This is a genomic window from Rathayibacter rubneri (assembly GCF_023743255.1).
GTDB lineage: Bacteria > Actinomycetota > Actinomycetes > Actinomycetales > Microbacteriaceae > Rathayibacter > Rathayibacter rubneri.
On record NZ_JAMRYM010000129.1, the window covers coordinates 1 to 7,224 of the forward strand.

Sequence of the window (7,224 nt, forward strand, 5' to 3'; positions counted from 1 at the left end):
GGGTGGGGAGCGGAGGCGCGTCCCGGGACGCGCGCGGGAGGGCGGCGGCGAGCGCGCCGACCGTCTCCTCCTCGAAGCCGTCCTCGAGGGTCCGGAGGGCGACGGGAGCGGTCTGCGCCGGATCGAACTGCGTGCGCAGCAGATCCGTCGCCGCGATCGCCGAGGCGGAGGCGGTGCCCGCGATCACGAGGACCGCGACGCCGCGAGCCGCGAGCTCCTTGGCCAGCGCCCACCAGCCGGCCGGGTCGCCGCCGTGCCGGTCGGGCGAGACGATCACGAGGGCCTGGACCCCCGAGCGGAGCAGGGCCAGCTCGGCGAGCACGCGGACGCGCTCGAGTGCGGGCACCTCGGACATCGGCCGGCGAGCCAGAGGGGCGACGCCGAGGCCCTCGAGGGCGCGGGCGACCGCCCGGGGGTGCGAGGAGCGGCCCGCGAACACGAGCTCCTCCGCCGTCACTCCGCCGAGCGTGACATCCGGGGCGGGCTCGCTGACGGCGGGGGCGTCGACGAGAGCGACGGAGGCGCGCATCCGCTTCGGGTCCTCGACACCGTCGACGGTGATCCGGCCGGTGCCGGGGCGCATGCGCCCGCTCGCGAGGAGGCCGAGGACCGTGGGGCGCTGCTCCGTCTCGGTGAGGGCGAGCGTCGCGGACCCGCTCGAGAACGAGAGCGAGACGGGCGGCAGCGCGCCGCCCTTGGCGACGTCGTGCAGCTCGATCCTCACGCGCCGGCCCCCTCGGCGAGAACCCGGGCCGCGAGGGCGTCGGCGTCGGCCCAGCCGAAGCCCGCGATCGCGAGCACGTCGACCATGACGAGGCGCTCGGCCTGCGCTTCGCCGAGCTCGGAGTCGGCGGCCTCGTCGAGCACGGCGATGGCGGCGTCCTCGACGAGTCGCGCGAGGCGCGCGGCGTCGAGGTCCGGTCGGAAGCGGCCGGAGGAGATCCCGCGGGACGCGGTCGCCCGCAGCTGGGCCCGCACGGGCTCCAGCGTGCCGGCGACGATCTCGGCGTAGGGCGAGCGGAGCGCGGCGCGGGCGGGGAGGCGGATCGCCTCGACCTCGTGCCACATCCGCGAGCCGATCAGGGCGAGCTCGCAGGCCGGATCCTCGTGCCGCACGGGGGAGAGGGCGGCGGCGATGCGGGCCGCTCCCTCCTGGAACACGGTGGTCAGCAGCTGCTCCCGGGACGAGAAGTGGCCGTAGACGGTGCGGCGGGTCACTCCGGCCTCGGCCGCGATGGCCTCGAGCGAGGCGTCGGGGTCGGTGCGGAGGAGGGTCCTGGCCGCGAGGAGGATCGCGGCGCGGTTGTCGGTCGCGTCGCGCCGGGGAGCTCTGCTGGTGGTCACTGGTCCATCGTACGAAATTGCACAACGCTGTGCAAGATACTGGACGGCGGTCCCCGGCACCGCACAGGGGACGGGGTTAGCCTGGGCACATGAACGGCGAGAACCTGCTGGGCCCCGAACCGACCCTCCTCCCCGAGGACCCCGCGGTCACCGCGGCCCTCGCGAAGCACGCGACCCCGGGAGCCGTCGAATTCGCCGCCCTCGCCGCCGCCCACCCGCGCTCACCGCTGGCCTGGGCCCTGCTCGCCGACAGCGTCTGGGGCATCGACGCGGCCTTGCCGTCCTACGCCTACGCGCGCGTCGGCTACCACCGCGGCCTCGACCTCCTCCGCACCGCCGGCTGGCGCGGCCAAGGCCCGATCCCCTGGCGCCACGGCCCCAACCGCGGCTTCCTCCTCGCCCTCTACGCCCTCCGTCGCGCCGCCGAATCGATCGGCGAGACCGACGAGGTCCAGCGCCTCACGACGTTCCTCCAGCAGGCCGACCCGGCCGCGATCCCCGAGATCGAGCGGTACCACGAGGACGCGTTACCCCCCACCGCCTCCATAGTCATCCTCGGCGCAGACTGATCGGCGCCCGGTCACGGTGCTCGCGGCGTTGTCGTCGGGCGCCGTAGCTCCGCTACGACTTCCTCCTCCGCCTTGCGATCACCGCAACCGGACGCCGATCAGTCCCCCCTCCTGGAGACGAGCGGCGCCGTGCCTGCGGCACGAGCGGACGGGGGCCGCGCCTGTGGCACGAGCCGGTGGAGGCGCCGTGCCTGTGGCACGAGCGGGGCGGCGCCGTGCCTGCGGCATGAGCGGGGCGGGGCCGTGCCTGTGGCACGAGCCAAGGGGCGCCGTGCCTGCGGTACGAGCGGAGGGGCTGCTACTCGGACGTGCCGCCCCCCTTGCTGGTCGAGTAGCCCCGGAGGGGCGTATCGAGACCCGCGTTCGCCGGAGGGCGGGGTCAGCGGCGGCGCAGGGCGGCGGCCGTGGAGAGGGCGAGGAGGGCGCCGAGGGCGGCGGAGGCCGCGGTGACGGCGAAGCCGGACTGGGGGCCGAGGGACTCGACGGCGAGGCCGCTCAGGGAGGAGCCGGCGGTGACTCCGATGGCGAGGCCGGTGGGGGGCCAGGCGAGGGCCTCCGTGAGACGGGCGCGAGGCGAGATCGTCTCCACCAGGCTCGAACCGGTGATGAGCAGCGGCGACGTCGCGAGGCCCGCGACGAAGGCGAGCACCACGAGGACGGGCGGGGAGCCCGAGAAGACCAGGACCGGCACGACGACGCCGAACACGACGCCCGCGACGACGAAGCGCGAGAGCGGGCCGCCGGGCAGGCGCGCGGCCCCCACGACGACTCCGGTCAGCACGCTGCCGATGCTGTACACCGACAGCAGCAGGCCCGACGCGGCGTCGGCGCCCGCCGCCTCGGCGGTCGCGATCGCGGCGACGTTGAACGAGCCGAAGACCCCTCCGATCGTCGCGAACACCGCGGTGACGCCGACCAGCGCGAGCGGCAGGCGCACGGCGGAGGCCCTGCTCTCGGGGGTGCTGACGGCGAGCGGCGGCTGCGTGCGCACCTGCGCGAGGAGCGCCGTGCTGCCGATCACGCCGATCCCGAGGCCCACCAGCACTCCTGCGGCAGGGTGCACGAGCGAGGCCAGCAGGGTCACGACCGGCGGAGCGACGACGAACGCCGCCTCGTCGGCCACCGACTCCACCGAGTAGGCGGTGTGGCGGAGGCCGGGGTCCGAGGTGGCCGCGCTCCAGCGCGAGCGCACCGCCGAGCCGATGTCGATGACGGCGAGTCCGGCGAGCACCGCGAGCGCGAACCAGGTCCACACCGGCGCCCCGATCAGCACGGCGGCGACGAGTCCGAGCGAGGCGGCGACCAGCACCGGGAGCGACAGGGCGAGCGCGCGGCGCTGGCCCCAGCGGTCCATCACCCGCGACCAGACCGGGCCCGCGGCGGCGAGCGAGAGGGTGAGCGTGCCCGACACCGCGCCGCCGAGCGCGTAGCTGCCCGAGACGTCGGTGACGAGGACGAGCACGCCGATCGCGAGGCTGCCCTTCGGGAACCGGCCGAACCAGCCCGAGGAGGAGAAGGCGAGCGACCCGGGGAGGGCGAACGCCCGCGCGTAGCGGCCCGCCGCACGCCCGAGCGCCGAGGACTGCGGCGCGGAGGGACCGGCGGGAGAGGAGGGTGCCGAGGAGTCAGGCATGCGTCGGTTTCCGATTCCGGCCGACCGAAAGCGGAGGCGCTCCACTGGCTGCTCGGACGACCCGGCGAGTCTACCGGCGGCTCCAGGACACTCCCGGATGCGGCGGCACCCGCCTCACGGCACACTGGCTCCGTGGATCCCGACGCGCTCGAGCAGCTCCTGTCCGACCTCCCCGGCGCCGAGCCGGGGTTCCCGTTCGGCCCCGGCACCCGCGTCTGGAAGGTCGGCGGCAAGGTCTTCGCCCTCGAGTCGGAGCTGCAGGGCCGCGCCTGCGTCAGCGTGAAGGCGCTGCCCGAGAACGTCGTGCACCTCGTCGCGGGCGCCGACGGGGTCGGTCCGGGGTACCACCTCAACAAGACCCACTGGGTCACGGTCGACCTCGAGCGGGTCGATCCCGGGCTCGCCGCCGAGCTGGTGCAGGAGTCGCACGCGATCATCGTCGCGAAGCTGCCGCGCCGCCTCCGCCTCGCCCTCGACGGCACGGCGAGCGGCTCGCTCTCGGAGGACGTCTGACGCGCTGTTGCGCCGTGTGACGCGGCCGGATGCGGGTCGCCGTGCGGCGATCTAGCGTGGCTGCACCCACCCGCTCCCACGAGAGGACGCGCCATGCCACCCCGCACCCGCCTGCAGTCGACGGTCGAGACCGCCTGCGAGCGCGGGGCGATGTGCGTGCACGACCGGGCCGGCCACGGGCTCGGCGCACTGCAGCTGCGGCTGGCGCGCGCCACTCCGCGGGGCTGGGTCGACGCGCTCGTCGTCGCGGTCGACGGGGACGGCTGGATCTCGCTCGAGCTCTGGGGGTCGGGCGGCGTCGAGCGCGTGTGGCACCACGCGGAGGCGGCGCTCGCCGTCGGCGCGCCGGTGTCGCTCCACACGCGCTACGGCGTGCTGGCCTCGGGCGCACTGCAGATCAGCGTCGCCCGCGAGTAGCGGAGCCCGCTCAGGCGGGCATCGACGCGAGCATCGCCTCGCACGCCGACGCGCAGTCCTCGCACGCCATCGCGCAGAGGCGGCAGGTCTCGCTCATCTCGGCGTGGGAGGAGCACTCGGCGGCGCACGCGCGGCACATCGCGAGGCAGGCCTCGAGCATCGGCCGCAGCACGGCGGCGTCCCTGCTCATCGGGCGCATCAGCATGCGCATCGTCGCGAGGCAGACGTCGGCGCAGGTGGCGCACATCGACGCGCACCGCCCCATCCCGTCCATCGACGACATCGCGTCGGAGCACATGGTGCAGGCCTGCAGGCACGCGGAGCACGCGTCGATGCAGGCCTGCATCGCGGTCGTGTCCATCGTCTCGGCGTCGGCCATCGGCATGGCCTTCATCATCTCGTCCGTGCGCATGTCGCTTCTCCCTCGATCGGGGCGGTGCGGAGGCACGTCCGGCGGGCGTCCGCGGTGGCTGCCTCCGATGCTAGGCCGATCGACTCCTCGCGTCACCCCCGCCGAGGCGCTCGCCAGGACGGATCCGTCACCCCTGCCGAGGTGCGCGCCCGGACGACGCGAGGCCCCCTGCCGGCGCAGAGGGCCTCGCGGGGCGGTTCGGATCCCGCGGCTCAGATGCCGTAGGTCTCCAGGTACGCGGCGGTGTCGTGCCAGCCCTCGACGGCGAAGCACTCGACGCCCATGGCCTTCACCGGGTAGTCGTTGCCGTCGGGGTCGAGGCGGTCGCCGACGAAGATCATGTCGTCGAGCGGGATGCCGGTCAGCTCGGTGAGCTTGTTCATGCCGTAGGACTTGTCGATGCCCTTGCGGGTGATGTCGACCGAGGTGGAGCCGCCGGAGCGGACCTCGAGGTCGGGCAGCACGGCCTGGACGGCCTCGCGGAGGGTGTTCTTCTTCTCGCCGGTCGGGTCCCAGGCCTGCTTGACCGGGACGGGCGCCGCCTGGCCGAGGGCCGAGAACGTGATCTGCGACTCGCGGTCCTCGAGGATCGGACCCCAGGTCTCGGACTCCCAGTAGCCGAGCTCCTTCGCCTTCTCCTCGACGGCCGCGAGGGCGCGGGACTTCTCGTCCTCGGTGAGGTTCTCGGCGTAGATCTGGGTCCAGTCGCCGCTCTCGAAGCGGTAGTACTGGGTGCCGCAGGTGGGCATGAGGTGGAGCTTGGCGAGCGCCTCGGGGTCGGCGCCCTGGAGACGGTCGAGCACCTGCATCCGGAACTGACCGATCTGCCCGCCCGAGATGATGCAGACCTCGGTCGCCTTGAGCAGGCGGACGAGGAGGTCGGCCATCGCCGGGTCGACGGGGGACTTCGAGGCGGCGAGGGTGTCGTCGAGGTCGAAGGCCATCAGGCGGGGCAGGGTGCTCATGGGTCTCGTTTCACGGTCTGAGGACGGGGCGGTATAGAGGATACGGGGCGGCGCCGGAACGCGCGTCCGGCGCAGCACCGGTCCGCTCGGGGGCGGGTGCGGCGAGCCGGTGGGCGCTCCTCTCGCAGAGGCGGAGCGCCGTCCGAGCGCAGACTGGGGGCATGCCCGACTCGCCGTCCCCCGCCCGCCGAGCGCGGCGCTCCGTTCCGCGCACGATCGCCCGGATCCTCCTGGGCCTCGTGCTCGTCACCGCGGGTACGGGCCATCTGACCTTCGCGCGGCAGGCGTTCCAGGCGCAGGTGCCGCCGTGGCTCCCGTTCGATCCGGATCTCGTGGTCGTCGCCTCCGGAGTGGTCGAGATCGCGCTCGGGCTCGCGCTCGTGCTGCTGGCCCGGTGGCAGGTGGTCGTCGGAGTCGTGGTCGCCGCGTTCTTCGTCGCCGTGTTCCCGGGCAACGTCTCGCAGCTCGTCACGCGGACGCCGGCCTTCGGGCTCGAGACGGACGCCGCGCGCGCGATCCGCCTGCTCTTCCAGCCGCTGCTGGTGATCGCGGCGCTCTGGTCGACCGGCGCGTACTCGGCCTGGCGGTCCCGTCGGCGACCCTGAGGCCGCACCGAGGGAACCCCGGACGGTCGAGGGAACCCACTTCTCGAGGCTCCCTCGGCAGTCCGGGGTTCCCTCGCGGAGTCGGTCGGGGGCTCAGCCGCCCGACGACCGCGCCAGGTACGCGGCCTCGGTTCGGGTGGCCGCGCCGAGCTTGCGGAGGATGTTCGAGACGTGCACGCTCGCGGTCTTCACGCTGATGAAGAGCTCCTCGGCGATGGCGCGGTTGCCCAGGCCCTGCGCCACGAGCGCGAGGACCTGGCGCTCGCGGTCCGTCAGGGGCTCCGCGCCGCCCGGAGCGGGGCCGGCGCCCACGACGGGATCGCCCCGCCCGAGGCGCCGCTCGAACCGGTCGAGGGCGTCGACGAGGAGCCCGAGTCCGGCGTGCTCCGCGATGACGCGGGCCTCGCGCGCCTCCCGCTCCGCCTCCTCGCGCCGACCGGCGGCCGCCAGCGCCTCGGCGAGGCGGAGCCGCGAGTAGGGGAGCAGGTGCACCTCCGCGGTGTCCGCCTCGTTCGCCGTGGCCGCGGCCGCCCAGGCGGCGGGGTCGTCGCCCGTTCCGGAGGCTCCGCTCAGCTCGGCCTCGATCACGGCGATCAGCGCGGCACCCGTCGGCCACAGGGCGGCCGTCGCGAGGATCTCGCGCAGTCGCGCCTCCGCCTCGACCCGCTCGCCCCGCCCGTCGAGGAGCGCGACGCCCTCGCGTCGGGCGGCGGCGATGATGCGGGCCACCACGACGAGCAGGAAGAGGTCGGCGGAGGGGAGGGGG

10 protein-coding genes are annotated in these 7,224 nt (G+C 74.7%); 4 read left to right on the top strand and 6 right to left on the bottom strand.

Annotation, left to right across the window (positions count from 1 at the left end; genetic code table 11):
- Nucleotides 1–724: P-loop NTPase family protein (locus NB037_RS17745; protein ID WP_251948142.1), on the bottom strand; the 724-nt coding region annotated here is incomplete at its 3' end.
- Complete coding sequence (locus NB037_RS17750) at nt 721–1,344, bottom strand: TetR/AcrR family transcriptional regulator (protein ID WP_251948144.1); 624 nt, start codon at nt 1,342–1,344, stop codon at nt 721–723. The genes NB037_RS17750 and NB037_RS17745, both read right to left, overlap by 4 nt.
- A gap of 89 nt (nt 1,345–1,433) precedes the next feature.
- Here NB037_RS17750 and NB037_RS17755 point away from each other — a divergent pair, with 89 nt between their 5' ends.
- The gene (locus NB037_RS17755; protein ID WP_251948146.1) at nt 1,434–1,913 is read left to right on the top strand and encodes a DUF3151 domain-containing protein; all 480 of its coding nucleotides are present in this window, start codon (nt 1,434–1,436) and stop codon (nt 1,911–1,913) included.
- Between the two features lie 379 nt (nt 1,914–2,292).
- Here NB037_RS17755 and NB037_RS17760 read toward each other — a convergent pair whose 3' ends face one another.
- Nucleotides 2,293–3,546 carry an MFS transporter gene (locus NB037_RS17760; RefSeq protein ID WP_251948148.1) on the bottom strand — a complete coding sequence of 418 codons (1,254 nt, stop codon included), beginning with the start codon at nt 3,544–3,546 and terminating at the stop codon, nt 2,293–2,295.
- 132 nt (nt 3,547–3,678) lie between these two features.
- Here NB037_RS17760 and NB037_RS17765 point away from each other — a divergent pair, with 132 nt between their 5' ends.
- A complete protein-coding gene (locus NB037_RS17765) occupies nt 3,679–4,059 on the top strand; it encodes an MmcQ/YjbR family DNA-binding protein (protein WP_251948150.1) in 381 nt (126 codons plus the stop codon).
- A 93-nt stretch (nt 4,060–4,152) separates the two neighbouring features.
- Nucleotides 4,153–4,476, top strand: coding sequence for a hypothetical protein (locus NB037_RS17770; protein WP_251948152.1), 324 nt, complete (start codon nt 4,153–4,155; stop codon nt 4,474–4,476).
- A 10-nt stretch (nt 4,477–4,486) separates the two neighbouring features.
- On the opposite strand, the gene NB037_RS17775 is transcribed toward NB037_RS17770, so the two are convergent.
- Together NB037_RS17775 and NB037_RS17780 are read right to left on the bottom strand one after the other, a co-directional pair.
- Nucleotides 4,487–4,888: a four-helix bundle copper-binding protein gene (locus NB037_RS17775; protein WP_251948153.1), complete on the bottom strand. Its 402-nt coding sequence runs from the start codon at nt 4,886–4,888 to the stop codon at nt 4,487–4,489.
- A 212-nt stretch (nt 4,889–5,100) separates the two neighbouring features.
- The gene (locus NB037_RS17780) at nt 5,101–5,853 is read right to left on the bottom strand and encodes an HAD-IIB family hydrolase (protein WP_251948154.1); all 753 of its coding nucleotides are present in this window, start codon (nt 5,851–5,853) and stop codon (nt 5,101–5,103) included.
- Nucleotides 5,854–6,014: 161 nt separating this feature from the next.
- Here NB037_RS17780 and NB037_RS17785 point away from each other — a divergent pair, with 161 nt between their 5' ends.
- Nucleotides 6,015–6,458, top strand: a complete 444-nt coding sequence (locus NB037_RS17785) for a DoxX family protein (protein ID WP_251948155.1) — start codon at nt 6,015–6,017, stop codon at nt 6,456–6,458.
- 93 nt (nt 6,459–6,551) lie between these two features.
- On the opposite strand, the gene NB037_RS17790 is transcribed toward NB037_RS17785, so the two are convergent.
- A partial coding sequence (locus NB037_RS17790; protein ID WP_279309084.1) for a helix-turn-helix transcriptional regulator occupies nt 6,552–7,224 on the bottom strand: 673 nt, incomplete at its 5' end.